This window comes from Actinoplanes sp. NPDC024001 (assembly GCF_040638955.1).
Lineage (GTDB): Bacteria > Actinomycetota > Actinomycetes > Mycobacteriales > Micromonosporaceae > Actinoplanes.
This window is the reverse complement of record NZ_JBEZZB010000038.1, coordinates 30799-55144: the sequence shown is the minus strand read 5'-3', so window position 1 is coordinate 55144 and position 24346 is coordinate 30799. Positions and strand designations below refer to the sequence as shown.

The 24346-nt window shown below is 72.0% G+C and carries 25 protein-coding genes; 15 read left to right on the top strand and 10 right to left on the bottom strand.

The genetic code is table 11. From position 1 onward, the window contains the following. Nucleotides 1–26: 26 nt before the first annotated feature. From AB0F81_RS17170 to AB0F81_RS17145, 6 genes are all read left to right on the top strand, one after another. Nucleotides 27–1079, top strand: coding sequence for an LLM class F420-dependent oxidoreductase (locus AB0F81_RS17170; RefSeq protein WP_360197896.1), 1053 nt, complete (start codon nt 27–29; stop codon nt 1077–1079). Next, entirely contained in the window at nt 1079–1771 is a 693-nt protein-coding gene (locus AB0F81_RS17165) for a histidine phosphatase family protein (RefSeq protein ID WP_360197893.1), read from the top strand. Before AB0F81_RS17170 ends, AB0F81_RS17165 begins: the two co-directional genes overlap by 1 nt. Before the next feature lie 110 nt (nt 1772–1881). Beyond that, on the top strand, nt 1882–2478 hold the full coding sequence (locus tag AB0F81_RS17160; RefSeq protein WP_360197890.1) for a DUF3090 domain-containing protein: 597 nt from the start codon (nt 1882–1884) through the stop codon (nt 2476–2478). Nucleotides 2479–2495: 17 nt separating this feature from the next. After that, nucleotides 2496–3290 carry an SCO1664 family protein gene (locus AB0F81_RS17155; RefSeq protein ID WP_360197941.1) on the top strand — a complete coding sequence of 265 codons (795 nt, stop codon included), beginning with the start codon at nt 2496–2498 and terminating at the stop codon, nt 3288–3290. A gap of 72 nt (nt 3291–3362) precedes the next feature. Continuing rightward, nucleotides 3363–4607, top strand: a complete 1245-nt coding sequence (mshC, locus tag AB0F81_RS17150) for a cysteine--1-D-myo-inosityl 2-amino-2-deoxy-alpha-D-glucopyranoside ligase (protein WP_360197887.1) — start codon at nt 3363–3365, stop codon at nt 4605–4607. Between the two features lie 226 nt (nt 4608–4833). Beyond that, complete coding sequence (locus AB0F81_RS17145; RefSeq protein WP_360197884.1) at nt 4834–5178, top strand: hypothetical protein; 345 nt, start codon at nt 4834–4836, stop codon at nt 5176–5178. 200 nt (nt 5179–5378) lie between these two features. On the opposite strand, the gene AB0F81_RS17140 is transcribed toward AB0F81_RS17145, so the two are convergent. Then, nucleotides 5379–6035, bottom strand: coding sequence for a response regulator transcription factor (locus tag AB0F81_RS17140; RefSeq protein ID WP_360197881.1), 657 nt, complete (start codon nt 6033–6035; stop codon nt 5379–5381). After that, nucleotides 6032–7204, bottom strand: a complete 1173-nt coding sequence (locus tag AB0F81_RS17135) for a histidine kinase (RefSeq protein ID WP_360197878.1) — start codon at nt 7202–7204, stop codon at nt 6032–6034. The genes AB0F81_RS17140 and AB0F81_RS17135 overlap by 4 nt, the downstream gene beginning before the upstream one ends. 161 nt (nt 7205–7365) lie before the next feature. On the opposite strand from AB0F81_RS17135, the gene AB0F81_RS17130 reads away from it, so the two are divergent. After that, nucleotides 7366–8625 carry a hypothetical protein gene (locus tag AB0F81_RS17130; protein WP_360197876.1) on the top strand — a complete coding sequence of 420 codons (1260 nt, stop codon included), beginning with the start codon at nt 7366–7368 and terminating at the stop codon, nt 8623–8625. 127 nt (nt 8626–8752) lie between these two features. On the opposite strand, the gene AB0F81_RS17125 is transcribed toward AB0F81_RS17130, so the two are convergent. From AB0F81_RS17125 to AB0F81_RS17115, 3 genes are all read right to left on the bottom strand, one after another. Continuing rightward, nucleotides 8753–9445: a response regulator transcription factor gene (locus tag AB0F81_RS17125; protein WP_360197874.1), complete on the bottom strand. Its 693-nt coding sequence runs from the start codon at nt 9443–9445 to the stop codon at nt 8753–8755. Further along, entirely contained in the window at nt 9433–10590 is a 1158-nt protein-coding gene (locus tag AB0F81_RS17120; RefSeq protein WP_360197871.1) for a histidine kinase, read from the bottom strand. Before AB0F81_RS17120 ends, AB0F81_RS17125 begins: the two co-directional genes overlap by 13 nt. 96 nt (nt 10591–10686) lie before the next feature. Beyond that, complete coding sequence (locus AB0F81_RS17115) at nt 10687–11478, bottom strand: GntR family transcriptional regulator (RefSeq protein WP_360197868.1); 792 nt, start codon at nt 11476–11478, stop codon at nt 10687–10689. A gap of 261 nt (nt 11479–11739) precedes the next feature. On the opposite strand from AB0F81_RS17115, the gene AB0F81_RS17110 reads away from it, so the two are divergent. The 3 genes from AB0F81_RS17110 to AB0F81_RS17100 all read left to right on the top strand — a co-directional run bounded on the left by AB0F81_RS17110 (nt 11740) and on the right by AB0F81_RS17100 (nt 13482). Next, nucleotides 11740–12207: a DUF6232 family protein gene (locus tag AB0F81_RS17110; protein ID WP_360197865.1), complete on the top strand. Its 468-nt coding sequence runs from the start codon at nt 11740–11742 to the stop codon at nt 12205–12207. 150 nt (nt 12208–12357) lie between these two features. Beyond that, complete coding sequence (locus AB0F81_RS17105) at nt 12358–13257, top strand: helix-turn-helix transcriptional regulator (RefSeq protein WP_360197863.1); 900 nt, start codon at nt 12358–12360, stop codon at nt 13255–13257. 27 nt (nt 13258–13284) lie between these two features. Next, nucleotides 13285–13482 (top strand): DUF397 domain-containing protein, encoded by a 198-nt coding sequence (locus AB0F81_RS17100; protein WP_360197860.1) that lies wholly within the window; start codon nt 13285–13287, stop codon nt 13480–13482. A gap of 43 nt (nt 13483–13525) precedes the next feature. Here the strand turns inward: AB0F81_RS17100 and AB0F81_RS17095 are convergent, their stop codons facing one another. Then, nucleotides 13526–14395, bottom strand: a complete 870-nt coding sequence (locus AB0F81_RS17095; RefSeq protein ID WP_360197857.1) for a PAC2 family protein — start codon at nt 14393–14395, stop codon at nt 13526–13528. A 116-nt stretch (nt 14396–14511) separates the two neighbouring features. On the opposite strand from AB0F81_RS17095, the gene AB0F81_RS17090 reads away from it, so the two are divergent. From AB0F81_RS17090 to AB0F81_RS17080, 3 genes are all read left to right on the top strand, one after another. Further along, entirely contained in the window at nt 14512–15066 is a 555-nt protein-coding gene (locus tag AB0F81_RS17090) for a hypothetical protein (protein ID WP_360197854.1), read from the top strand. Nucleotides 15067–15123: 57 nt separating this feature from the next. Beyond that, nucleotides 15124–15453, top strand: a complete 330-nt coding sequence (locus tag AB0F81_RS17085; protein WP_360197851.1) for a metalloregulator ArsR/SmtB family transcription factor — start codon at nt 15124–15126, stop codon at nt 15451–15453. Nucleotides 15454–15538: 85 nt separating this feature from the next. After that, nucleotides 15539–15979 (top strand): SRPBCC domain-containing protein, encoded by a 441-nt coding sequence (locus AB0F81_RS17080; RefSeq protein ID WP_360197848.1) that lies wholly within the window; start codon nt 15539–15541, stop codon nt 15977–15979. A 64-nt stretch (nt 15980–16043) separates the two neighbouring features. Here AB0F81_RS17080 and AB0F81_RS17075 read toward each other — a convergent pair whose 3' ends face one another. Together AB0F81_RS17075 and AB0F81_RS17070 are read right to left on the bottom strand one after the other, a co-directional pair. Continuing rightward, complete coding sequence (locus AB0F81_RS17075; protein WP_360197845.1) at nt 16044–18578, bottom strand: ABC transporter permease; 2535 nt, start codon at nt 18576–18578, stop codon at nt 16044–16046. Then, a complete protein-coding gene (locus AB0F81_RS17070; protein WP_360197842.1) occupies nt 18578–19345 on the bottom strand; it encodes an ABC transporter ATP-binding protein in 768 nt (255 codons plus the stop codon). Before AB0F81_RS17070 ends, AB0F81_RS17075 begins: the two co-directional genes overlap by 1 nt. 228 nt (nt 19346–19573) lie before the next feature. Here AB0F81_RS17070 and AB0F81_RS17065 point away from each other — a divergent pair, with 228 nt between their 5' ends. Then, nucleotides 19574–20269 carry a neutral zinc metallopeptidase gene (locus AB0F81_RS17065; protein ID WP_360197840.1) on the top strand — a complete coding sequence of 232 codons (696 nt, stop codon included), beginning with the start codon at nt 19574–19576 and terminating at the stop codon, nt 20267–20269. Nucleotides 20270–20321: 52 nt separating this feature from the next. Then, nucleotides 20322–20978: an HAD family phosphatase gene (locus AB0F81_RS17060; RefSeq protein WP_360197938.1), complete on the top strand. Its 657-nt coding sequence runs from the start codon at nt 20322–20324 to the stop codon at nt 20976–20978. Between the two features lie 378 nt (nt 20979–21356). On the opposite strand, the gene AB0F81_RS17055 is transcribed toward AB0F81_RS17060, so the two are convergent. Then, nucleotides 21357–22076 carry a response regulator transcription factor gene (locus tag AB0F81_RS17055; RefSeq protein WP_360197837.1) on the bottom strand — a complete coding sequence of 240 codons (720 nt, stop codon included), beginning with the start codon at nt 22074–22076 and terminating at the stop codon, nt 21357–21359. 561 nt (nt 22077–22637) lie between these two features. Next, on the bottom strand, nt 22638–23861 hold the full coding sequence (locus AB0F81_RS17050; RefSeq protein WP_360197935.1) for a PD-(D/E)XK nuclease family protein: 1224 nt from the start codon (nt 23859–23861) through the stop codon (nt 22638–22640). Between the last annotated feature and the right edge of the window lie 485 nt (nt 23862–24346).

Genomic DNA, 24346 nt, shown 5'->3' with positions numbered 1-24346 from the left:
GGAACACAAGATCTCGGGAGGCGTACGTGCGGCTCGGACTCAGCCTCGGCTATCAGACGGCGTGGAGCACGCCCGCCGACCATCTGGCCATGGCACGGGAGGCCGACCGGCTCGGTTACTCCGTGGTGTGGGCGGCGGAGGCGTACGGCTCGGACACGGTGAGCATGCTGGCCTGGTTCGCCGGGCAGACCGAGCGGATCGACCTGGGCGCCGCGGTGATGCAGATCCCGGCGCGGACCCCGGCGATGACCGCGATGACCGCCGCGACCATCGACGCGATCTCGGGCGGCCGGTTCCGGCTCGGGCTCGGCGTCTCCGGCCCGCAGGTCTCCGAGGGCTGGCACGGGGTGCGGTTCGCCAAGCCGCTGGCCCGCACCCGGGAGTACGTGGACATCGTGCGGATGGCCGTCGCCCGGCAGCCGGTGTCCTACGCCGGCGAGCATTACACGCTGCCGCTTCCCGGTGGCGCCGGCAAGGCGATCAAGCTGGGTTTCCACCCGCCGCGCACCGAGATTCCGGTCTATCTGGCCGCCGTCGGGCCGAAGAACCTGGAGCTGGCCGGTGAGATCGCCGACGGCTGGCTGGCCATCTTCTTCGCCCCGGACGCGGCCGCCGACCATCTGGGCCACATCGCCCGCGGCCGGGAGAAGCGTGGGCTGGACATGACCGGTTTCGACGTGGCGCCGACCGTGCCGGTGGTGCTCGGCGACGACCTGGCCGCCTGCGCCGACGTGATCCGGTGGTACGCGGCGCTCTACATCGGCGGGATGGGCAGCCGGGAGCAGAACTTCTACAACAAGCTCGCGGTGCGGATGGGCTACGCCGAGGAGGCGAAGCGGGTCCAGGATCTCTACCTGAGCAAGCAGGTGGCCGAGGCGGCCGAGGCGGTGCCGCAGGAGTTCATCGAGCGCACCTCGCTGATCGGGACCAAGGACCGGATCCGCGAGCGGCTCCGCGAGTACGCGGCGGCGGGCGTCGGCACGCTGTCGATCAGCCCGTACGTGGGCGACCTGGACGGCGGGATCGCCACGCTGCGCACGGTCGCCGAGGCGTTCGACGAGGCGGGTGTGGCGGGCTGATGGCGACCGTTCTGCTGCTGCGGCACGGCCGGACCACGGCGAACGCGTCCGGCGGCCTGGCCGGCCGGCAACCGGTGGAGCTCGACGACACCGGCCGCGCGCAGGCCGCCCGGGTCGGTGAGCGGTTGCGGGAGCTGCCGCTCGCCGCGGTGGTCACCAGTCCGCTGATCCGCTGCCGGCAGACCCTTCAGGTGGCGCTGCCGCAGGCCGAGCCGGTCGCCGACGACGGCCTGATCGAGTGCGGTTACGGCGACTGGGAGGGCCGCCCGCTGAAGGAGCTGGCGAAGGAGCCGCTCTGGCCGGTGGTCCAGCAGCACCCGAGCGCCGCGGTCTTCCCGAACGGGGAGGCGATGGCCGACATGTCGGCTCGGGCGGTCGCGGCGGTGCGGGCGTGGGACGCGAAGGTGACCGCGGAGCACGGCCCGGAGGCGGTCTGGCTGGCGTGCAGCCACGGCGATGTGATCAAGGCCATCGCGGCGGACGCGCTGGGCCTGCACCTGGACCAGTTCCAGCGGATCGTGGCGGACCCGGCGTCGATCACGGTGATCCGTTACACGCCGACCCGGCCGTTCCTGGTCCGGCTCAACGAGACCGGTGAGCTGGGCTCGCTCGTACCCCCGAAAACTCAGGACCGGGAGAAGGCCGCCGAGAGTGACGCGGCGGTGGGTGGCGGCGCCGGAGGCGGCGTGTAATTCACGCTCTGTGACTGCACTGTCGCCGCAGCGTGTGCCCCTTTGCGCCCTCGGCGAACCCGGCACAGTGACCCGCGCGGTCGGCAGCGACGATGGTTAGGGTTGTCCCCATGACCCACCAAGTGCATGCCTTCGAGCCGCCCGAGCGGTTCGTCGCCGGGACGGTGGGCGAGCCGGGGGACCGCACTTTCTACCTCCAGGCCCGCGGTGGTGGCCGGGTGATCAGCGTCGCCCTGGAGAAGGTTCAGGTGTCGCTGCTCGCCGAGAAGCTCGAGGAGCTGCTGGTCGAGGCGAACAAGCGGTTCGGTGTCTCCCTGCCCGAGGGCTCGCTGCCGGCGGTGCACGACAACGAGCCGCTCGACACGCCGGTCGACGAGGAGTTCCGGGTCGGCACGCTGGGCCTGGCCTTCGACGTGGACACCAGCACCGTGGTGATCGAGGCGATCGAGGCCGGTGAGCCCGAGGCCGGCCTGTCCGGCGCCGAGCTGGGTGGCGACGACGTCGACGACGACGAGGATGCCGAGGACGACGAGCCGGACGACGATCTGGACCGGTTGCGGGTCCGGCTGACTCCGGAGGCGACCCGGGCGTTCATCGACCGGGCCCGCCGGGTGGTGGCGGCCGGCCGGCCGCCGTGCCCGCTCTGCGGCCAGCCGCTCGACCCGGCCGGTCACCTCTGTCCCCGGCACAACGGTTACCACCGGTGACGGCTGAGCCGACGGCCGTGCTCGCCGAGTCGGACGCGCTCGAACTGCTCGGCCGCGGCCGGATCGAGATCGAGGGGCGTCTGGTGGACGCCTCCAACACCACACTGCGTGCCGAGATCAGCCTGGACGGGCTGACCCGGCGCTGCGTCTACAAGCCGGTCCGCGGTGAGCGCCCGCTCTGGGACTTTCCGGACGGCACGCTGGCCGGGCGTGAGGTCTCGGCATATCTGGTGTCCCGGGCCACCGGCTGGGATCTGGTGCCGCCGACGATCCTGCGGGACGGCCCGCTGGGGCCGGGCGCGCTGCAGCTGTGGATCGACGAGCCGGAGGAGGCGCCCGGCCTGATCGGTTTCGTCCCGGCCTACGACGTGCCGCCCGGCTGGTTCGCGGTGGCCGCCGCCCGGGACGACGACGGCGACGCCTATGCGCTGGCGCACGCCGACGATCCGCGGCTGGCCCGGCTCGCGATCTTCGACGCGGTGATCAACAACGCCGACCGCAAGGGCGGGCACGTGCTCTACCCGTCCACCGGTGGGGTGCACGGGGTGGACCACGGCGTCAGCTTCCACGTGGAGAACAAGCTGCGCACGGTGCTGTGGGGCTGGACCGGCCGCCCGCTGCCGGACGAGGCGGTGGAGGTGCTCACCAAGCTCGGCGAGCAGCTCTCCGGGCCGCTCGGCGCGCTGCTGGAGGAGCACCTGACGATCTCCGAGGTGCAGCACACCGCGCTGCGGCTCAAGCGGCTGCTGCGGGCCTGCAAGTTCCCGAAACCGCCGCAGGACTGGCCGGCCATCCCGTGGCCGCCGATCTGACGGCGCCGGCGCCGTAGAGGTTTAGGTCACGCGCCCAGGGTGCGCGCGGGTGCCGCTGGATAGGCTCCGACCATGGACGCTTGGACCGGGCACGACGTACCTCGCCTGCCGGAAACGCCGGGGCGCGCACCGCTGCGGCTCTACGACACGGCGCGTGGGTCGGTGCAACCCAGCACGCCGGGCTCGACGGCGACGATGTATGTCTGCGGCATCACGCCGTATGACGCGACCCACCTCGGGCACGCCGCCACGATGATCACCTTCGACCTGGTGAACCGGATGTGGCGCGACGCCGGCCACGACGTGCGTTACGTGCAGAACGTGACCGACATCGACGATCCGCTGCTGGAGCGTGCGCAGCGCGACGGCGAGGACTGGATCGTGCTGGCGATGCGCGAGACCGCGCTGTTCCGTGAGGACATGGAGGCGCTGCGGATCATTCCGCCGGCCCACTACGTCGGGGCGGTCGAGTCGATCCCGAAGATCGTCGGGCACGTGACCGAGCTGGTCGGCCGCGGCGCGGCGTACCGGTTGGACGACGGCACCGGCGACGTCTATTTCGACATCAGCGCCGCACCCCGCTTCGGTTACGAGTCGCACCTGTCGCGCGACGAGATGATCTCGCTCTCCGCGGAGCGGGGCGGCGACCCGGAGCGGGCCGGCAAGCGTGACCCGCTCGACCCGCTGCTGTGGCGCGGCGCCCGCGACGGCGAGCCGGTCTGGGACGGTGGCGAGCTCGGCCCGGGCCGTCCCGGCTGGCACATCGAGTGCGCCACCATCGCGCTGGACCTGCTCGGCGACACGATCGACGTGCAGGGCGGCGGCAACGACCTGCTCTACCCGCACCACGAGTGCTCGGCGGCGCACGCCGAGGTGCTCACCGGTGCGGAGCCGTTCGCCGCGCACTACGCGCACGCCGGCATGATCGGCCTGGACGGCGAGAAGATGTCGAAGTCGCGGGGCAACCTGGTCTTCGTGTCCCGGCTGCGCGGCGACGGCGTGGACCCGATGGCGGTTCGCCTGGGCCTGCTCTCCGGCCATTACCGCAGCGACCGGGACTGGACCGACGACGTGCTGAAGGCGGGCCTGGGCCGGCTGGCGCGCTGGCGCGAGGCGGCGGCTGCTGCGGCCGGCCCGTCCGGCGCCGGGTTGCTCGGCGCGGTCCGGGAGGCTCTGGCCGACGATCTCGACACGCCGGGCGTGTTGGCTCTGGTGGACGCCTGGGCGGAGGCCGCACTGGCCGGCGCCGGCGACGACACGGATGCGCCGGCGCTGATGTCCGAGACGGTGAATGCCCTGCTCGGAGTGCGTTTGTAGGAATGTGGAAAGGCCCCCGACCGCACTGCGGACGGGGGCCTTTCGGCGTTTGCGGGACGGCCGGGGAAAGCAATGCCCCGCGCGACCATAACCCGCATTCTCCGGGCCCGGAGCAGATTCCACTAAATCCTGACCGAACGTCGAATATCGGGTCAAAATCGGAGAATTTAGCCAGCCATTGGGACAGACTCTCCTTAGTCGAAACAACGTCCCGAAAGGAAACATCATGCGTCGTACGGCTCTGTTCCTCGGCGGTCTCTTCCTGGCCACCGGCGCGAGCCTGGCCCTGGCCGGTCCCGCCTCCGCCGCGGACACCGGCTGCCGTAAGCCCTGCAACTCGGGCGGTGGCCTCGCGGTGGTTCACAGCGCGCCGCGGCCGATCATCCTCGACGTCGAGGACGACGACTGCTACTACCCGAGCGGCTACCTGAGCAGCTACAGCAACGGTGGCGGCTACGTCCACGGCCTGAGCGGCGGCTACGGCGGCGGCGACACCAATGTCGGCCTGCTCAACGGCTCGAACATCCTGTCCGGGATCGGCATCCTCGGTATCGGCGGAGCTTCTGCCTGAGCACCGCTGACGTCAGGATGCGCGAGCGTTTCCTGTAAGTCACCGTCGGGGTGAAAGCCCGGATCTCCGGACCTTCCGCTCGACCAGTAAGACAGCCCGGGCCCGGGACGCCAGCAGGCGTTCCGGGCCCGGCTGTTCTCGCTGCACAACGGTCCACGGAATGCCGGACATTTGCGCTCCCCGGCCCGGCCGGAATGCGGTCAACCGCCGCCGGCGCGGACCAGCCCGGACTCGTACGCGTAAACCACCGCCTGCACCCGGTCCCGCAACCCGAGTTTCATCAGCACCCGCGCCACATGCGTCTTCACCGTCGCCTCGCCGACGGTGAGCGCCGCCGCGATCTCGGAATTCGACATCCCACGCGCCATCAGCCGCAGCACGTCGACCTCACGCGGCGTCAGTTCGCCCACCTCCGGCGGCGGCACCGGCCCGGGCCGCCCGGCGAACGCCGAGATCACCCGCGTCGTGACCGCCGGATCGAGCAGCGCCTCACCGGCCGCCACCACCCGGATCGCGGTGATCAGATGTTCCGGCGAGGAGACCTTCAGCAGGAATCCGCTGGCCCCGGCCTGCAGCGCCCGGTACAGGTTCTCGTCCGAGTCGAACGTGGTCAGCACGATGACCCGCGGCGGATCCGGGGCGCCGAGCAGGGTCCGGGTGGCGGTCAGCCCGTCCTGGCGGGGCATCGCGATGTCCATCAGCACCACGTCCGGGCGCAGCCGCCGGGCCACCGAGACTGCCTCGACGCCGTCGCTCGCCTCGCCGACCACGTTCATGTCCGGCTCGGTCTCGATCACCATCCGCAGGCCGGCCCGCAGCATCCGCTGGTCGTCGGCGATCACCACACTGATCGTCACCGGGCCGCCCCCTCCACGACCGCCGGCACGGGCAGCCGCGCCCGGACCTCGAACCCGCCCTGCGGCCGGGGCCCCGCGTGCAGTTCCCCGCCGAACAGGCTGGCCCGCTCGCGCATCCCGATCAGCCCCTGGCCGCCGCCCGGCGCCGGGGGAGCGGGCGGACCGTCGTTCACCACCTCCAGGTGCAGGCCGTCCGCGCGGTAGTCCACGGTCAGCCCGGCCGAGGTGGCGTGCGCGTGTTTCAGCACGTTGGTCAGGGCCTCCTGGACGATCCGGTAGGCCGAGACGTCCACCGCGGGCAGCAGCGGCACCGGGTCGCCGCAGCGCCGCACGGTCACCGGCAGGCCCGCTTCGCGGACCTGGCCGACGAGATCATCCAGGCGGTCCATGCCGACCGGCGGCTGCGCGGTCTCGGCACCGTCACCGCGCAGCAGCCCGAGCGTACGGCGCAGCTCGGTCACCGCGTCCCGCCCGGCCGACTCGATGCCCTGCAACAGTTGCGCGTCCACCGGCAGCCCCGCGTCCAGCCGGCGGCGCACCACCCCGGCCTGGATGACCATCACGGTGACGCTGTGCGCGACCATGTCGTGCAGCTCGCGGGCGATCCGCACCCGCTCCTCCATGACCGCCTCGCGGGCCTGCCGCTCCCGGAACTCGGCCCGCACACCCGCCGCCTCGGTCAGCTTGCGGGCCTGCACCGAGATCACGATGCCCAGCACGTACGGCGCGACCGGAATGAAGATGTCGATCATCGGATCTTCCGGGTTGAAGTACCAGTACGTCGCGACGGTGAGCACGATCGTGGCCGCGCCCAGCAGCCCGCGCCGGACGATCCGCCGGCGGGCGTCGAACGGCGGCACCCAACGGCCGACCGTGTAGGCGCAGATGATCATCGCGACCACCTGCCAGAGGCGGAAGTTGACGGTCTCCTCGCCGCCGATGGTCGCCTCCTCGTAGAAGGTCTCCATCACCGCCAGCGCGTTGGGGATCATGGCGAGCACCGGGATCAGCCGCCGGACCAGGATGAGCAGCGTGGCGCCGGTGAGCGCGAACGGCCACCAGTCGCCCGGCCACTTGATCAGGAGCTCTTCGAGGAGGGCGAAGACCGCGAACCCGGCGGCGACCGCCACGTCCGTACGGCGGATCCGCCCCAGCTGTTGCCGTAACACGCGTCGACGGTACGGGTCGCGCCGGGCGGGCGAACCCACCCCGAGGATGACCGGGCGTCCGCCGCGCGGGGGAGAACGGATCACTCCCGGTACGGGCGACGCCCCGGCGAACCGTTCGTAACGTTCCCCGCCGACGTCCACAGACTAGGGGGAGGAACACGATGTGGCGTAAAGCAGCGGCCGCGAGCCTGGTGGCCGCGCCGATCGCACTGACCGTGGCGACCGGGGTCGACCCGGCGCTCGGCATCCCGGAGCAGTACGGGATCTACCGGCAGCACCCGGGCGCGGTCCAGGCGCACTCGATTCTGCTGCACTGGGCGTGGGTGCTGTTCGTACCCGGCCTGTTGGGCCTGCTCGCGCCGATCCGGCAGCGCGGCGCCGTGCTGGCGCGCATCGCCTGGATCGCGGTGATCATCGGCCTGACCACGTTCTCGGCGCTGATGGCCAACGACTTCGTGCTGCTCGCACTGGAGCAGACCCTGCCCGATGACCAGGTGCGGGCGGTCGACGAGAAGTTCCTGGCGATGAGCGTGACGGTCGCCGGCTGGCAGTGGCCGGGCCTGATCGGATGGGGTCTGTCGCTGATCCTGACCCCGATCGCCGCCGCCCGCGGCCGGGTGATCGACTGGTGGACCGCCGGGGCGGCCCTGCTCGGCATGGCGCTCTACTTCGCGTTCGCGATCTCGCCGGTGCCGCTCTGCCTGCTCGGCCCGATCGTCATGATCGGCGCCTACGGCGCGGCGGCCTGGCGCCTGGTCCGGCCGCGGCCGGCCGGCGCCGAGCCGGACACCTTCGGCGCCTTCCGGCGCGCGTTCGGACAGATCTGCCTGTACGCCGCTCCGCTCTCGTTCGCGATCGGCATGGCGACGGTTCCGGACTGGTCCGGCGACCTCGCGGACAGCGTGGCGAAGCCGGTGCAGACCCAGGTCAGCGCGCTCTTCCTGCACCTGGCGTGGGTGCTGTTCGTGCCCGCGGTGCTCGCCGTGGCGGCCCGTGCCAACCGGTTCACCCAGGTCGCGGCCGGTGTCGCGGTCCTCGCGCTGATCAACTTCAGCGGCCTGATGGTGGGTGACAGCGCGGACCTGGCGGCCCGGCAGGTGCTCGACGCGGCCACCGCCGACAGGGTGGCGGAGGCTCTCGGCGGGCTGCCGGCGTTCACCTTCGGCTGGGCGCTGCCCAGCATGGTGTTCAGTCTGCTCGGCCTGATCGCGGTGGCGGTGGGCGCCGCGGTGAGCCGGGTGACCCGCTGGTGGACGGCGGCGCTCGTGGTCGCCGGCATCGCCGCGTTCCTCGGCCTCGGGCTCGGCCCGATCGGGGTGACCGGTCCGCTGCTGCTGCTCGCCGGTTTCGGGCTGATCGCCCGCGACCTGCGCCGCCTGCCGGTCGCCGAGCAGCCCACTCCGACCCCCGTGCCCGCCTGACCCCCCGGCTGACGCCCAGTGCTCGCCCGCGGGCCCGGGAACGACACTGAGCGTCAGCCGCGATGGCGGGCCGGCTGCCGGCGCCGCGCTCGGGGGGCGAGGCGGCGACCGGCAGCCGGGCCGGACGTCAGATCCACTCGGCGTCGTGGACCAGCAGGGCGATCTGCACCCGGTTGTTCAGATCCAGCTTCGTCAGCAGCCGGGAGACGTGCCCCTTCACGGTCGGCACGCCCATCCTCAGGTCCGCGGCGATCTCGGCGTTCGACCGGCCGTGCCCGACCAGCACCGCCACCTCGCGTTCCCGGTCGGTGAGCACCTCCAGCCGCGCGCGGGCGCCGGCCCGGCGGCTGCCCGCCGCCGGATCGGCGACGTGGTCGATCAGCCGGCGGATCACCGTGGGGGACAGGCTCGCCGCCCCGGACGCCACGGTGCGCACCGCCGCCAGGATGTCCCGCGGCGGGGTGTCCTTGAGCAGGAATCCGCTGGCCCCGCCGCGCAGCGCCTCCAGCACGTACTCGTCCGCGTCGAACGTGGTCAGCACGATCACCTGCGGTGCCCCGGCCCGGCAGCGGATCCGGCGGGTGGCGACCAGCCCGTCCACGCCCGGCATCCGGATGTCCATCAGCATCACGTCCGGCCAGTGCGCGCCGGCCACCGTGACGGCCTGCGCGCCGTCGCCGGCCTCGGCCACCACCTCGATGTCCGGCGAGCCGCCGACCAGGATGCGCAGGCCGGCCCGGACCAGCGGGTCGTCGTCCACGATGGCCAGCCGGATCGGCCGGGCGGCGACGGTCTCGCCGGTGCTGGTCAGGTCGGCCACGGCAGCTCGGCCTCCAGCCGGAACTCGCCCCGCTCGGGGCCGAAGCGCACCTGGCCGCCGGCGAGCGCGACCCGTTCGCCGATCCCGACCAGCCCCAGTCCGGAGGTGGGGGCGTGCGCTGTCGCCGTACCGGAAAGGGGGTTGGTGATCGTGATGCGCAGACCGCGACCGGCGCTGCCGGCCACGCGCACGGCGGCGGCCGGCCGCGAGCCGTGCTTGCGGGCGTTGGTCAGACCCTCCTGGACGATCCGGTACGCGGTGCGGCCGAGCACCACCGGCGGCCCGTCCGGTGGCACCGCGTTGGCGTAGTCCACCGCCATCCCCGCCGCCCGCACGCTCGCCACCAGCCCGGCCATGTCGGCGAGGCCGGGCTGCGGCGGCTCCGGCCGCCCGCTCGGCACCCCGACCACCGCGCGCAACTCCTCCAGGGCCTCGTGCGCGCTGGTCCGGATCGCGCCGGCGGCGACGCTGAGCTCGTCGGCGGAGACCCGCTCGCGCACCTCCAGGGCGCCGGCATGCAGGCTGATCAGCGACATCCGGTGGGCCAGCACGTCGTGCATCTCGCGGGCGATCCGGGCCCGCTCGGTGAGCCGGGCGCGGTCCTCCCGCAGCTCCTGCTCGGCCCGCAGGCGGGCGGCCTGTTCCCGCAGCGACGCGGTGAGCCGCCGGTAGGCCTGCATGAACAGGCCCCAGCCGAGCGCGGCCGCGGTCACCACCGTGCGGATCAAAAGATCGACCCAGATCTCGTACGCGGGGCGCGCGTGCAGCATGAAGTAGATCCCGCCGGTCACCACGTTGACCGCACCGAGCAGGAGCAGCAGTGGCGGCCGGAACCGCACCGCGGCCGTGAACAGCGCCATCGTGATCGCCCCGGTCGCCATGATGGACACCGCGCCGAACGGCAGCAGCGCGACCGTCACGCCCAGCGGGTGCCGGCGTCGCAGCAGCAGCGCCGCGGCGCAGGCCAGGCCGATCGCGACGTCCACCTGCCAGGGCAGGAACGCGCCGGGCCGGGTCGCGTCGCCGAGCAGCAGCATCAGCGACCCGTAGGCCAGCGCGAGCGCGACCGCGATCGCGTCGGCCAGCCGGTTGCGCGCCGTGGCCCGCCGGCTGCCGGGATCGGGTACCAGCAAGGCGAAGAGCATGATCGCAGCCTAGGACGTGCGCGGACGGCGCGGCACCTACCAAAGTAGGGGCCGGCCGCCGGGCCATGGTGAGGAGCCGTTCGCCGCCGCCCCGCGCTAGGCCAGCGCCAGGCCCGGGTCCGGGCCGGGCTCCGCGGCCGGCGCGGGGATCCGGTACTCCTCGGTCAGTGTGGTCATCGGGCCCGGCCAGGTCGCCTGCGCCACCTCGATCGGCTTGCGGGTCTCGTCGAAGGCCACGTGCAGCAGGTGCAGCACCGGGGTGTCCGGGCGGATCTGCAGGATCTCCGCCTCCTCCCGGCTGGGCTGGCGGGCGCTGATGGTGTCCGTCGCCGAGGTGTAGCGGCGGCCCAGCACCTCCTCCGCCTCCTGGTAGAGGGGCCGGCCGAACGCCTCCATCCGCTCCAGCGAGGTCCCGCTCGTGTCGGTCACCCGGAACCAGGAGGCGCCCACCTCGACCGTGGCGTCGTCGGTGCGCACCAGATGCCGGCGGACCAGCAGCTCGGTGCCGTCGCGCACCCCGAACGCGTCCGCCACCTCCGGCGGCGCGGGCTCCCGGCCGACGGCGACCAGCTGCTGGCGATAGCGGGCGGCCAGGTCGGCGTGGTAGCCGCGGTGCGCGCCGTAGCGGCCACGGGAGAGCCGGTTGAGCCGGCGGCGGGTGCCCCGGACATAGGTTCCGGAGCCGGGCTTGGTGATCAGCAGACCCTCCACGCGCAGCTGGTCCACGGTGCGCTGGACCGTCTGCTTGGCGACGCCGAACATCTCGGCCATGGCCGGGATGGAGGGCAGCCGCTCGCCGGGCTGCCAGTCGCCGCGCCGGATCCGCTCGCGCAACTGGGCCGCGATCTGCCGATGGGGGAACTCGGCGGCGCCCGGATTGATCGTCATCCCTGACCTCCCGACATACCAGCTAGGTTCCTAGGATGCGCCAGGGATGGTGCCGGGCAGCGCAGCGACACGCGTGAATCGTGAGTGAATTGGGACCTATCAGCTACAAGGCTGTCAGGAGCCTGGCGGATAGAAGCTTATTGACCCCATACTGAGTGGACGTTAAGGCGACGAGGTCGAGAAAGGGGGCGGTCGCCAGTAGCCGCTGGTCACCGCCCTCGGGCCTCCGGTCCGCGCGCGGGGAGGAGGGCCCCCTTGCCGGTGCCCATCTTGGTCCAGCCTCCACCGGCGTGCAAGTTCCGGGAGGAGGGGGTTCAGTTGCCGGTTTTCTATCGAGGTCCGCGGGCCGTCATCACCCACGCCGTCGTGGAGGTGCCCGAGCCGGCCCGGCGCCGTTTTCTGGTCGCCCAGCTGGCCGATGTCCACATCGTCCGGCACGACCCCGAGCCGGACGCGACGGGCCGCCAGGCCTTCGGGGTCTCCGCCCTGGTCGCCGCCCTGGTCGCGGTCCCCGTGGTGGGTCCCGCCTCGGTCGTCCTGACCTCCATCCTGTCCGGCCTCCTGCTGGTCAGCGCCCTGTTCTACCTGCGCCCCCGGCCCGGCCGGTGGTGGCAGGTCCGGGCGGTCTACCAGGGCGCCAATGTGGAGATCTTCTCGTCCCGCAGTGATCGGGAGTTCGCCGAGTTCTGCCGGGGCCTCGTCAGGTCGCTGGAATATCGCGACCTATGATCCTCCGCCCCACCGTGTGTCCGATTTGTCCTCTAGGATATTCTGCGCGGGTTCACTAGCGACGCAGCAGTCTGCCTGGTCGCAGACATGTCCGATTCGCGTTTTTGGAGTGGGTGGGAAGGGCGGATGGCGTCAGCGCACGACGACCTGTTGCCCGCCGTCGCCCGGCGGCGGGTGCGGTTGGCGCTCCGGTCCGCCCGGGAGGCCACCGGCCTGAGCCAGCAGGACGTGGCCGGCGCGATCGGCTGGTCGCTCTCCAAACTGCAGCGGATCGAGCTCGGCGAGGTGACCATCTCGCCGACCGATCTGCGCGCCGCCCTCGAGAAATACGGCGTCACCGACGAGAACTACATCGCCTCGCTGATGGAGGACGCCTGGGCCGCCCGCCGCGAGCGGTACTGGACGAATCCGGAATATCGCGAGCACCTGCCGCCCGGTCTGCTCCAGTTGCTGCAGTTCGAGCTCGCCGCCACCTCGATCCGTGAGTACCAGACCGCCATGGTGCCGGGGCACCTGCAGACGGCGGCCGCCGCGGACGCCACGATCGGGTGGTTCGACAAGAGCCTCACCGACGACGAGCGCCGCGTTCGCCGCGACGTCCGGCTGTCGCGCAAGCGGGACGTCTTCGAGCGCGAGGGTGCGCCGCACTACCTGCTGCTGCTCGACGAGTCCGCGCTGTGGCGCTCGGTCGGTGGTCTGCAGGTGGCCGCTGACCAGTTCGAAAGCCTGGCCGAGGAGGCCGCACTCCCCAATGTGCACGTTCGGGTGCTGCCGATGGATGCCGGCGCCCTGATGGGCTCCTCGGGCGCCTTCGTGGTGCTCGACCTGAGTGACGAGCCCGACGACGCGGTGCTCTACCGCGAGACCTACCTTCGGGATGAACTGGTCCAGGACCCGGCCGAGGTCGGTTATCACCGTGATGTCTTCGAGCGTTTCTGGTATAGGGCGCTCGATGAGGACGCCAGCAGGGCGCTGATTCTCGCCCGCGTGTACGACCTGCGCGCGAGAATCGCCAGAGCAGCCTGTGGCGTTGATGGAACGCCAACATAACGAGATGAAAGTCGAGGAAGAGATAAAATGGGTGACACCACAACGAGGTGGACGCGCAGTTCCTACTGCGCGACTGGTTCCTGCGTCGAGGTCGCGATGATCGACGACGATGTCATCGCGCTTCGGGACGGCAAGAACCCGGCTCTACCCGCTCTGGTGTTCACTCGTGCGGACTGGAACGACTTCCTCGACGACATCGCTGGTGGCAAGCTCACCCGCGCCTGATCGCTGATCCCCGCTGGGCCCGGCCCAGCGGGGATCACTCGTCTCACCAGGAGCCGGCGGTGGGGCCGGCCGAGCCGCCCCGGCGGCGCAGGTACTTCTCGAACTCACTGGCGATCTCGTCGCCGGTCAGCGGCTGGATACCGGCGTCGCCGACCCGCTCCTCCAGCTCCCGCACGTACTCACCGAGCTCGGAGTCCTGCTCGGCGGCGGCGCGGACCTTCTTCTCCCAGTCGTCGGCCTGCTCGGCCAGGTCGGCCATCGGCACCGGCAGGTCGAGGACGTCCTCGATGCGGCTCAGCAGGGCGAGCGTCGCCTTCGGGCAGGGCGGGTTGTTCGCGTAGTGCGGGACGTGCACCCAGAACGACAGGGCGTCCAGCTCGGCTCGGGTGGCCGCCTCCTGCAGCACCCCGACGATGCCGGTGGGCCCGTCGTAGCGGGTCGGCACCACCTTGTACTTCTCGGCGATCTCGCGGTCCGACGCACTGCCGCTGATCGGCAGGGGCCGGGTGTAGGGCACGTCGGCGAGCAGCGCACCGAGCAGCACGATGCGGTTCACCTCCAGGCTGTGGCAGATCTCCAGCACCGATTCGCAGAAGGTGCGCCACCGCATGCTCGGCTCGATGCCGCGGATCAGCACCACGTCACGCTCGGCGCCGGGCGGGCTGGCCACGGTGAACCGGGTGGTCGGCCACTCGATCTTTCGGGTCTCGCCCTCGGCCATGGTGATGGTGGGCCGGCTGACCTGGAAGTCGTAGAAGTCCTCGGGGTCGATGCTGGTGACCTCACGGGCCTGCCAGACCTGCTCGAGGTGTTCCACGGCCGCGGTCGAAGCGTCCGCAGCGTCGTTCCAGCCCTCGAAGGCAGCGATCGCCACGGGGGAGCGGAGCAGCGGGAGGCCGTCGAACTCAGTCATGCAGACAGCCTACGTGCGGGCGTCGGGACGCACCCGTCGGCGGTACTCGGCGTGCCGTTCCGGCCACATCGAGGAATGCCCGGATGGCCGCCCCGGTATCCGCGCATAATTCGCCTATGACCGACCACGTCGACCAGGTTCTCGGGCCCACCGACGACACCGTGAGCTTCATGCAGGCGCGTGGCATGTTCTACGTGACCGCTCTCTGGGTGCTGGCCGCCTGCTGGGTGCCGATGCTCGGTCTCACCCTGCTGATCAAGATGGCCGCGGGGTACCGGCCGGGCGCCGGTGACATCGTGCTCTATCTGGAGGCCACGCTGATCGTGCCGGCGGTCGTCGCCGGTCTCGCCCTGCTGCTGTTCTGGCGGCGACTCGGCTGGTTGCACACCTCGGTGCACGGCATCGACTTCGCCGCGACCGGGCGCCGGCCGGTGCATCTGCCCTGGTCGGGGATCGGTTCGGTGGCGCTGCACGGGTGGGGGCCGTTCACCGAGCTGGTGATCACGCCGGTGGCCGAGGACTACGCGACCGTGCTGCCCGGGCGGGGCGGCCCGCCGCGGGTGCGCCGGCGCGGGGTGGAGATGGCGTACGTGATCGACGTGGGTGTGATGTCCCCGGGTCCGGAGGTCCTGCTCGCCGAGTTGCACCGGCGGGTGCCCAGCAAGGTTTGACAGGCGTCGCTGCGGCCGCTAGCTTTTAACCTGTTCGTTAATTAACGGAGAGGTTAAATGACTGACCGGCTCAGCGTGATCTTCGCGGCGCTCGCCGACCCGACGCGGCGTGCGATCCTGGCGCGCCTCGCCGAGGGCGAGGCGACCGTGACGGAGCTCGCCGAGCCGTTCGACATCAGCCTCCCCGCGATCTCCCGGCACCTGAAAGTCCTGGAGAACGCCGGCCTGATCTCCCGCAGCCGCTCCGCGCAGTGGCGCTCCAGCCGCCTCGAGGCGGAGCCGCTGCGCGAGGCCACCGCGTGGATGGAGCGATACCGGCGGTTCTGGGACGACAACTTCGCGCGTCTCGACGCCCATCTCAAGCGCATGCAGGAGGAGGGGTCGTGACTGCCTGCACCGAGCGTCACCCAGCCGCACTTCCCGGACGGCCTCGCAGGCGAGGGCCAGAAGGGCACGACAAAGGAGGCACAGCATGACCGACCTCGTCATCACCCGCATCTTCGACGCCCCCCGCGAGATGGTGTACCGGGCGTTCACCGACCCCGACCAGCTCTCCGCCTGGTTCGGCCCGGTCGGCTGGTCGGTGCCGCGCGACAGCGTCGACATGGACGTGCGGGTCGGCGGCCACCAGCGCTTCACCATGGTCAACGACGCCGACCCGGCCATGACGTCACCGGCCAACGCCACGTTCGTCGAGGTCATCGAGAACGAGCTGCTGGTCGGCGAGGAGAATGTCGCCCACATCCCCGAGTTCGGCGCCGACGTGCTGCGCCTGCGCATCGAGTTCCACGACGAGGAGGGCGGGCGGACCCGGCTGGTGCTCACCCAGAGCCCGTTCCCGGAGGCGATGGCCGGCGACGCGCGCGAAGGCTGGGGCTCCAGCTTCACCAAGCTCGACAAGCTGCTCGCCTGACCCGTACGCGACGACGCGCGGCCGCCGGGGATGCCGGCGGCCGCGCGTGTCGTGGTGCGGGTGGTCAGTCGTGGGCGATGGCGCCCAGGACGTTGAGGCGTGCGGCGCGGATCGCCGGCGCCACCGCGGCGATCACACCGACCAGGGCGGCCAGGCCGAGGTAGGTGCCCATCCGGGCCCACGGCAGCACGATCTCGGTGATGCCGTCGTTCTCCAGGGCGCGAGCCACCGCGCTGCCCATGCCGGCACCGACGGTCACGCCGAGCAGCGCGCCGAACACCGAGATCACCACCGCCTCGACGGTGACCATCCGCATGGTCTGGGCGCGGCCGAGGCCGACCGCCCGGAGCAGGCCCAGTTCGCGGGTGCGTTCCAGGACCGACAGGGCGAGCGTGTTCACCACACCCAGCACGGCGATCAGGATGGCCAGCCCGAGCAGGATCTGGATCATCGTGATGACCTGGTCGAACTGGGCCGCCTGCGCGTCGACGAAGGTCTGCTGGTCGGTCGCGGAGACCTCGGGGCTGTCCGCCAGCAGGGCTTTCACCTGCGGCAGCACGGCCGAGACCGGTACGCCGTCGTCGAGCCGGACGAAACCGAGCACCGGTTGGGTGATCCCGAAGTCCTTGATCGCGGCGGCCGGCATCAGGATGCTGCCGGGCAGTTCGTTCTCGGCGAAGAGCATGGCCACGGTGTAGGTGCGCTCGTCACCGCGCGACGTCTGGATCGGCACGGTCGAGCCGACCTGCCAGCCCCGCTCGGCCGCCTCCGGCGCGCTGACCGCGATCTGGTCGTCGCGCAGGGTGGGGGCCGTCGTCCCGTACGCCTGGCCCATCACGGCCAGGTCCTCGGTGGCGGCCACGTAGGTCTGGTCGCCGCCGATCGTCACCAGGTCGTTGTAGAGGCCGGCTGCCGCCCGTACGCCGGGGATCTGCTCGGTCTTGTCCAGCACCGCCGGGTCGTACGTCGGCGGCCGGGGACCGCCCTGATCGCCGCTGATCATGATCTGGGCCTTGAGGATGCGCGCGGCCTCGGTCTTGAGGCTGCTCTTGGCCGAGTCCATGACCACCGTGACGCCGGTGACCAGCGCGATGCCCACCATCAGCGCGGCGGCGGTGATCGCCGTGCGCCGCGGGTTGCGGCCCGAGTTGAGCCGGCCCAGCCGGCCCGGCACCGACCAGGAGAAGATCCGGCCGAGCAGCGACACCACCGGGCGGCTGATCAGCGGGGTGAGCAGCGCGATGCCGATGAACGTCACCAGCACGCCACCCAGGATCAGGTAGAGGGTGCTGTCGCCGGCGTCGGCGAACAGGCCGACCCCGAGCGCGGCCGCGCCCGCCGCGGTGACCAGGGTGCCGGCGACGGTGAGCTTGGTGAGCGGCCGGTCCGGGGTGGCGACGTCCTGCATCGCCGCGACCGGGGCGATCCGCGAGGCGCGCACCGCCGGCAGCACCGCCGCCAGCACGGTCACCACGATCCCCACGACGAACGCGCTGATCACCGCGGAGGCCGGCACCCCGATCGGGGCGAGATCCATGCCGCCGCCCATGCTGCTGAACAGGGCGCCCAGGCCGGCGCCCGCGCCGACCCCGGCGGCCAGGCCGAGGACCGCGGCGATCAGGCCGACGATCACCGCCTCCACCAGCACCGAGTTGATCATCTGGCGGCGGCTGGCGCCGATCGCGCGCAGCAGGGCCAGTTCCCGGGTGCGCTGCGCCACCACGATCGAGAAGGTGTTGAGGATCAGGAAGATCCCGACGAACAGCGCGACGCCGGCGAAGCCGAGCAGGATCTGGTTGAAGAAGCCCAGCCCCTCCTTGATGCTGGCGGCGCTCTCGTCGGCGAGCTGCTCGCCGGTCTTCACCTCGTAGTCCGCGCCGAGCACCGGGGCGAGCCGGTCACGCAGCTGGTCCGGGGTCACGCCGTCGGCGGTGCGCACCACCACCGAGGTGAAGACGTCCTTCTCGCCGAGCATCAGCTCCTGGGCGACCGGGGTGGTGAAGGCGACCTCCTGGACGCCGCTGAGGCTGTCCCGGTCACCGGCGTAACCCCAGATGCCGACCAGCGTGAACTCCCGCTTCGGCTGCTGGGTGAGCACACCGACGCGGTCGCCGACCTTGAACCCGGCCAGCTCGGCGGTGGCGGCGTTCATCGCGATCTCGTCGGCGGCGGTGGGGCCACGGCCGTCCCGCAGCTGGGTGAACTCGTCGGTACCGACCCAGTTCTGGCCGATCCGCGGCGGGCCGAACGAGGTGAGCACCTTGCCGTCGCTGCCGATCACCCGGGCCCCGTCGATGCCGACGACGCCGGTCGCCGTACGTACGCCGTCCTGGGTTTTGATCTTGTCGATGATCGCCGCCGGAAGCGGCGTCGCGACCTCTTCCCCCTCGAACTCCGAGACCTCGACCTTGGGTTTCGCGGTGACCGCGACGTCGGTGGTCGAGTAGGCGTCCGCGAAGATCGAGTCGAAGGTGCGGTTCAGCGTGTCGGTGAGCACCAGCGCACCCGACACGAACATCACCCCGAGCACGACGGCAAGTCCGGAAAGGATCAGCCGGAGCTTGCGCGCGAGCAGGCTCTTCAGCGTGGCGCGCAGCATCAGAGCATCACCGGGTCGGCGTGCGTGTCCAGCCGCTTCATGGTGTCCAGCACCGACTCGGCGGTCGGGTCGGCCAGCTCGTCGACGATCGCGCCGTCGGCCAGGAACACCACCCGGTCGGCGTAGCTGGCCGCCACCGGATCGTGCGTGACCATCACGATGGTCTGCCCGTGCTCGCGCACGCTCATCTTCAAGAACGACAGCACCTCGGCGCCCGAACGCGAGTCCAGGTTGCCGGTCGGCTCGTCGGCGAAGATGACGTCGGGGCGGCCCATCAGCGCCCGCGCGCACGCCACCCGCTGCTGCTGGCCGCCGGAGAGCTGGCTGGGCCGGTGCCCGAGCCGGTCCCGCAGGCCGACCGTGTCGATCACGATGTCCCACCACTGCGGATCGGGCTTGCGGCCGGCGATGTCCAGCGGCAGGCGGATGTTCTCCGCCGCGCTCAGCGTCGGCAACAGGTTGAACTGCTGGAAGATGAAGCCGATCCGGTCCCGGCGCAGCCGGGTCAGTGACTTGTCGTTCAGTTTGCTGATCTCGGTGCCGCCCACGTGCACGGTGCCGCGGTCGACCGTGTCCAGGCCCGCCAGGCAGTGCATGAGCGTCGACTTGCCGCTGCCGGACGGACCCATGATCGCGGTGAACCGGCCCCGTCCGAACTCGGCACTGACCCCCCGCAGCGCCACGACCCGGGCCTCGCCCGAGCCGTAGACCTTCCAGATCTCGTCCGCCCGCGCCGCCACCGGTCCGCCGGTATCCGTCGCTGTCACGTCTCCCCCTCGTCGTCGTGGTCCGGCCGGGACGTGCTCGTCCCGGCCGGCCAACTCAGTTTCGTGGCGGCCCGGGGCCCGGGCGTCCGCCCGGCGGGGGAGCCCGCGCGGAGATTTCGGTGGGGGTCACCACCCACGCGGGCTCAGGGACACCCCGGAGGCGACGTTTCGCGGACAGCCCGGATTGGTATCCACGACTACCGTGGAACCCCCGCCCTGGAGGACCGGATGCGTGCTCGCCCGGCAGTGCTGCTGGCTCTGATGTCGACCCTCTTCGTCGCTGGTTGCCTGCCACCGGCGTCCAGCCCGCCGGCGGACCGGCCCGCCGCCGACGGCACCCTCGACCCGGACGGCACCGACACGCCGGAGGAGTTCGCCGGGGACATCCGCGCCTCCGCCACCCTCGCCGAGGAGTACTGGGGTCAGGTCTTCCAGCGCTCCGGCACGGCCTTCGAGCCGGTCCGGCAGATCGTGCCGTACGAGCGGGAGGGCGAACTCGACTGCGCCGGGGAACCGCTGCCGCGCAACAACGCCGTCTACTGCTCCGCCGGTGACTTCATCGCATACGACGTGAACTGGGCGTTCGCCGCGTTCCGGCAGCTCGGGGACGCGTTCGTCTACTACCTGCTCGGGCACGAGTACGCGCACGGGATCCAGGCCCGGCTCGGCATCCAGAAACGGTTCACCATCGAACAGGAGCTGCAGGCCGACTGCATGGCCGGGGCGTTCATCGGCGACAAGGCCCGCGGCGGGCGGCTGACGATGCAGGAGAACGACACCAGCGAACTCGCCGACGGGCTCGCCGCCGTCGGCGACGACCCCGGCCAGCCGTGGTTCGCCGAAGGCGCGCACGGCACCGCCGAACAGCGGATGGACGCCTTCGCCAACGGCTATGAGAACTCGCTCACGAACTGCGGGCTCTGACGCCGGTGCCGGGCAGAATGGGCCCCGGCCGATCGCGACCCGGGGAGTTGTTCTGGACGCCGTACTTTTCGACATGGACGGCACGCTGGTCGACAGCGAGCGGGTGTGGGGCATCGCCCTCGCCGAACTCGCGGTCCGGGCCGGCGGCACCCTCTCCGACAGCGCCCGGCTGGCGATGGTCGGCAGCAGCATGGCCCGCAGCATGCAGATCTTCCGCGACGACCTGGGGCAGCCCGACCGCCCCGAGGCGCCGGACGTCACGTGGCTGATCGACCGGGTGTACGAGCTGTTCGCCGACGGACTCGTCTGGCGGCCCGGGGCGGCGGAACTGCTGCTGGCGGTGCGCGCGGCGGGCATCCCGACGGCGCTGGTCACCTCGACCGGGCGGCGGCTCGTCGAGGTCGCCCTGAAGACGATCGGCGCGGAGAACTTCGACGCGGTGGTCTGCGGCGACGAGGTGGAGAAGCCGAAACCCGACCCGGAGCCGTACCGGCGCGCGGCCGAACTGCTCGGCGTGCGCATCGAACGGTGCGTGGCGATCGAGGACTCGCCCAGCGGGATGGCGAGTGCGCTCGCCTCCGGGGCGGCGGTGCTGGCGGTGCCGGCGGAGCTGGAACTGCCGCCTACCGATGGGGTGCATCTGCGGTCGTCGCTCGTCGGCGTGGACGCGGCGTTCCTCGCTGACTTGCTGAACCCGATCCGCTCGTAGCCCCCGCCCGAGCTCGCTACGGCCGGCGCCGCCCGGCCGTAGCCCACGCGGGTGTCCCGCGCGGCTCGAGGCGCATGGACGACGGCTCCGGTTGTCGGCCGTAGCTCGTGCGGGTGTCCGGCTTGAGTTGAGGCACATGGCGCATGGCTGGGGTGGCCAGGCCGTAGCTCATGCGGGTGTCCGGCGCGGTTGGGGCGCATGGCGGACGGCTGGGGTTGCTTGGCTGGCGCTCGTCTACGTTATGGGGCCCGGGTTCGGTGCTTGGCGGGCAGCTGGGGTTGCTTGGCTGGCGCCCATCTACGTTGTGGGGCTCGGATTCGCCGCGTGAGTGCCAGCCGGCCGCGCGGTGGAGGGGAGCGAGGAGTGGAGCCTGGAAGGTCAGGCGCCTGGCTTCACCAAACCGGTTTCGTAGGCGAGGACCACCGCCTGGGTGCGGTCGCGTAGGCGCAGCTTGGTGAGGACGTGGCCGACATGGGTCTTCACGGTGGTCTCGCTCACCTGCAGAAGGTCGGCGATCTCGGCGTTGCTGCGGCCGCGGGCGACGTGCACGAGGACTTCGCGTTCCCGGCCGGTCAGCGGGTCCAGGCGGGTGGCGCCGTTGTCGGTGGCGATCGGGACAGCGTCGGCCACCCGTGTGAGGACGCGGGCCAGCAGCGGTGGGGCGATGACCGCGCCGCCGGCGGCCACGGCTCGGACGGCGGCCACCAGATCGCCGTGGGGAGCGTCCTTGCACAGGTAGCCGGTCGCGCCGGCGGTCACCGCAGCGAGGATCTCGTCGTCGCTGTCGCGGGTGGTCAGGACCAGGACGCGCACCGGCAGGTTGGCTTCGGAGATCGCTCTGGCCACCGTGAAACCGTCGGCCCGGGGGAGGGTCAAGTCCGTGATCACCACGTCCGGCAGCAGTCGCCGGGCCAGTTCGATCGCCTCGACCCCGTCGCCTGCCTCGCCCGCGACCACGATCTCCGGCGGTGCCGTTTCGCTGACTGCCCAGTCCGGTGGGGTGTGCACGCCATTCGGGTGCGGGGTCGTCAGGATCGCGCGCAGGCCGGCACGTTGCAGTGGTGCCGCATCCACGACCAGGACACGCAGCGGTCTCATCCCCGCATTGTCCGATGTACCGGCAGCTGCGCGCGGCCCGCATCCGGGTGATGAGAGTCCCAGCCCGCGCCGAGCCCCCAGCCCGCCGCCAGGCATCCCCACATCCGCCGCCAGGCATCCCCGCATCATCGGCCCGGCTGACGGGGGCGCGTTCCCGCTCCGCGTGCCGAGCACCGCTGGCACGTGCGCAGCTCGCCATTCGGCCGGCGGCGGTCAACGGGCAGGCGTGGATCGCTCGGCCCGGGGGCGCGCGAGCAGCGCAACCTTCGGCCAGGGACAGGCGGCGGTCAGCCGGCCAGGAGGGACGAAACTCGCCCGGAGCGGGCCTGGGTTAGCCGGGAGGGACGGAAGTCGGCCGGGGGCGTGGGCCGAGCTCGGCGACCACCCGCTCGACGGCCGCGGAGGTTAGTGCGGAGGGACGGAAGTCGGCCGGGGTGGCGTGGGTGCGGGGAGGGACGGAAGTCGTCCGGAGCGGCGTGGGTCGCGGGGAGGGACGGAGGCGCCCGGAGCGGCGTGGGCCAGCCGGGAGGGACGAAGGTCGGCCGCAGCGGCGGCGTGGGATCAGCCGAGAGGGCCGTCTCGGAGCATGGTGGCCAGACGGTCGGGCTCGGGTTCGGCGGAGACCGCGCCGGAGGTGGCGGGCTCGGGGAACGGGGGTGGGGTGCCACCGAACTCGGGGCACAGGGCCTGGTGGTTGCACCAGCCGCAGAGCCGGCTGGGCTTGGGACGGAAGTCGCGGTCGCGCTTGGCGCGCTCGATGGCCTCGGAGAGGGCGACCAGGGTGCGCTCGAAACGCTCCAGCTCGCCGGCCTCGGGGCTGTAGTCGCAGACCTCGGCGTCCTTCAGGTAGAGCAGGCGCAGCACGCGCGGGACCACGCCGCGGGTGCGCCAGAGGACCAGCGCGTAGAACTTCAGCTGGAACAGGGCGCGGCCCTCGAAGGCCTCGCGAGGGGCGCCGCCGGTCTTGTAGTCGACGACCCGCAGGTCGCCGGCGGGGGAGACGTCGAGGCGGTCGATGTAGCCGCGCAGCAGCAGCTCGTCGCCGATCACCGTGGAGATCAGGGCTTCCCGCTCGGCGGGCTGCAGGCGCTGCGGGTCCTCCACCGCGAAATAGCCGGTGAGCAGGTTGCCGGCGCCGGACAGGAACGCGGCGATGCGGGCGGCCTCCGCGCCGCCGGGGATGTCGACGAGGGTGGCCTGGCCGGTCGCGTCGGCCTCGGCGGCCACCGCGGCCGGGTCACGCGTCACGACGGCTCGGCGTGGCGAATCACCGGTGAGGCGCGACGGGTCGCCGGTGGTGCGCGACGGATCGCCGGCCGGAAGCGACAGGTCACCTACCAGGAGCGATGGGTCACCTACCAGGAGCGATGGGTCGCCGGCCGGCAGCGATGGGTCGCTGGTGGGCCGCGACGGATCGACGGCGGAGCGGGATGGGTCGTCGGTGGAGCGGGATGGGGCGCCGACGGAGCGGGATGGGGCGCCGGCGGGTGGATCGGCGAACAGGTCGGCCAAGGCGGGCTCCTGCTCGAGCAGCCGCTCCCACTCCGGGGCGACCAGGGCGACGGCGGCCTCGGGGGTGCGCTCGGCGGCCGGCAGGTCGAACAGACGCTCCAGCACGGCGTGCACCAGCGTGCCGCGGACCTGGTCGGCCGACGGGGTCTCGGGCAGCTTGTCGATGGTGCGGAAGCGGAACAGCAGCGGGCAGGTCTTGAAGTCGGCGGCCCGCGAGGGCGAGAGAGACGGGCCGGCCGGGGTCTCCGGACGGCGGCGCGCAGCCGGAATCACCGCATCGGCTGCCGCGACGGCGAGGTCAGGCGTCAGCGCGACAGCCGCTGTGTCGGCGGCCGGATCGCCCGCGGCCGGATCGCCCATGGCTGGCGGGGAGGTGCCGTCGGCGGCCGGGTGGTCAGCGGCTTGCCGGGAAATGGTGTCGGCGGCCGAGTGGCGTGCGGGCTGCCGGGAAGTGGTGTCGGCGGCTGGGTCGCCTGCGGCTTGCCGGGAAGTGGTGTCGGCGGCTGGGTCGCCTGCGGCTTGCCGGGAAGTGGTGTCGGCGGCCGGGTCGCCTGCGGCTTGCCGGGAAGCGGTGTCGGCGGCCGAGTCGCTCGCGGCCTGCCGGGAAGTGGTGTCGGCGGCGGGTGAGAGGCCGGCCGGGGTGGGTGGCGGCGTGGGGGACACGGCGCTGGACGGCGGTGCGGTGACCGGGGCCTCGGGAGCCTGCGCGCCGCCGGATGGGGGCGTGGGGGCCGGTTGCGCGGTCATGGGAGTGGGGG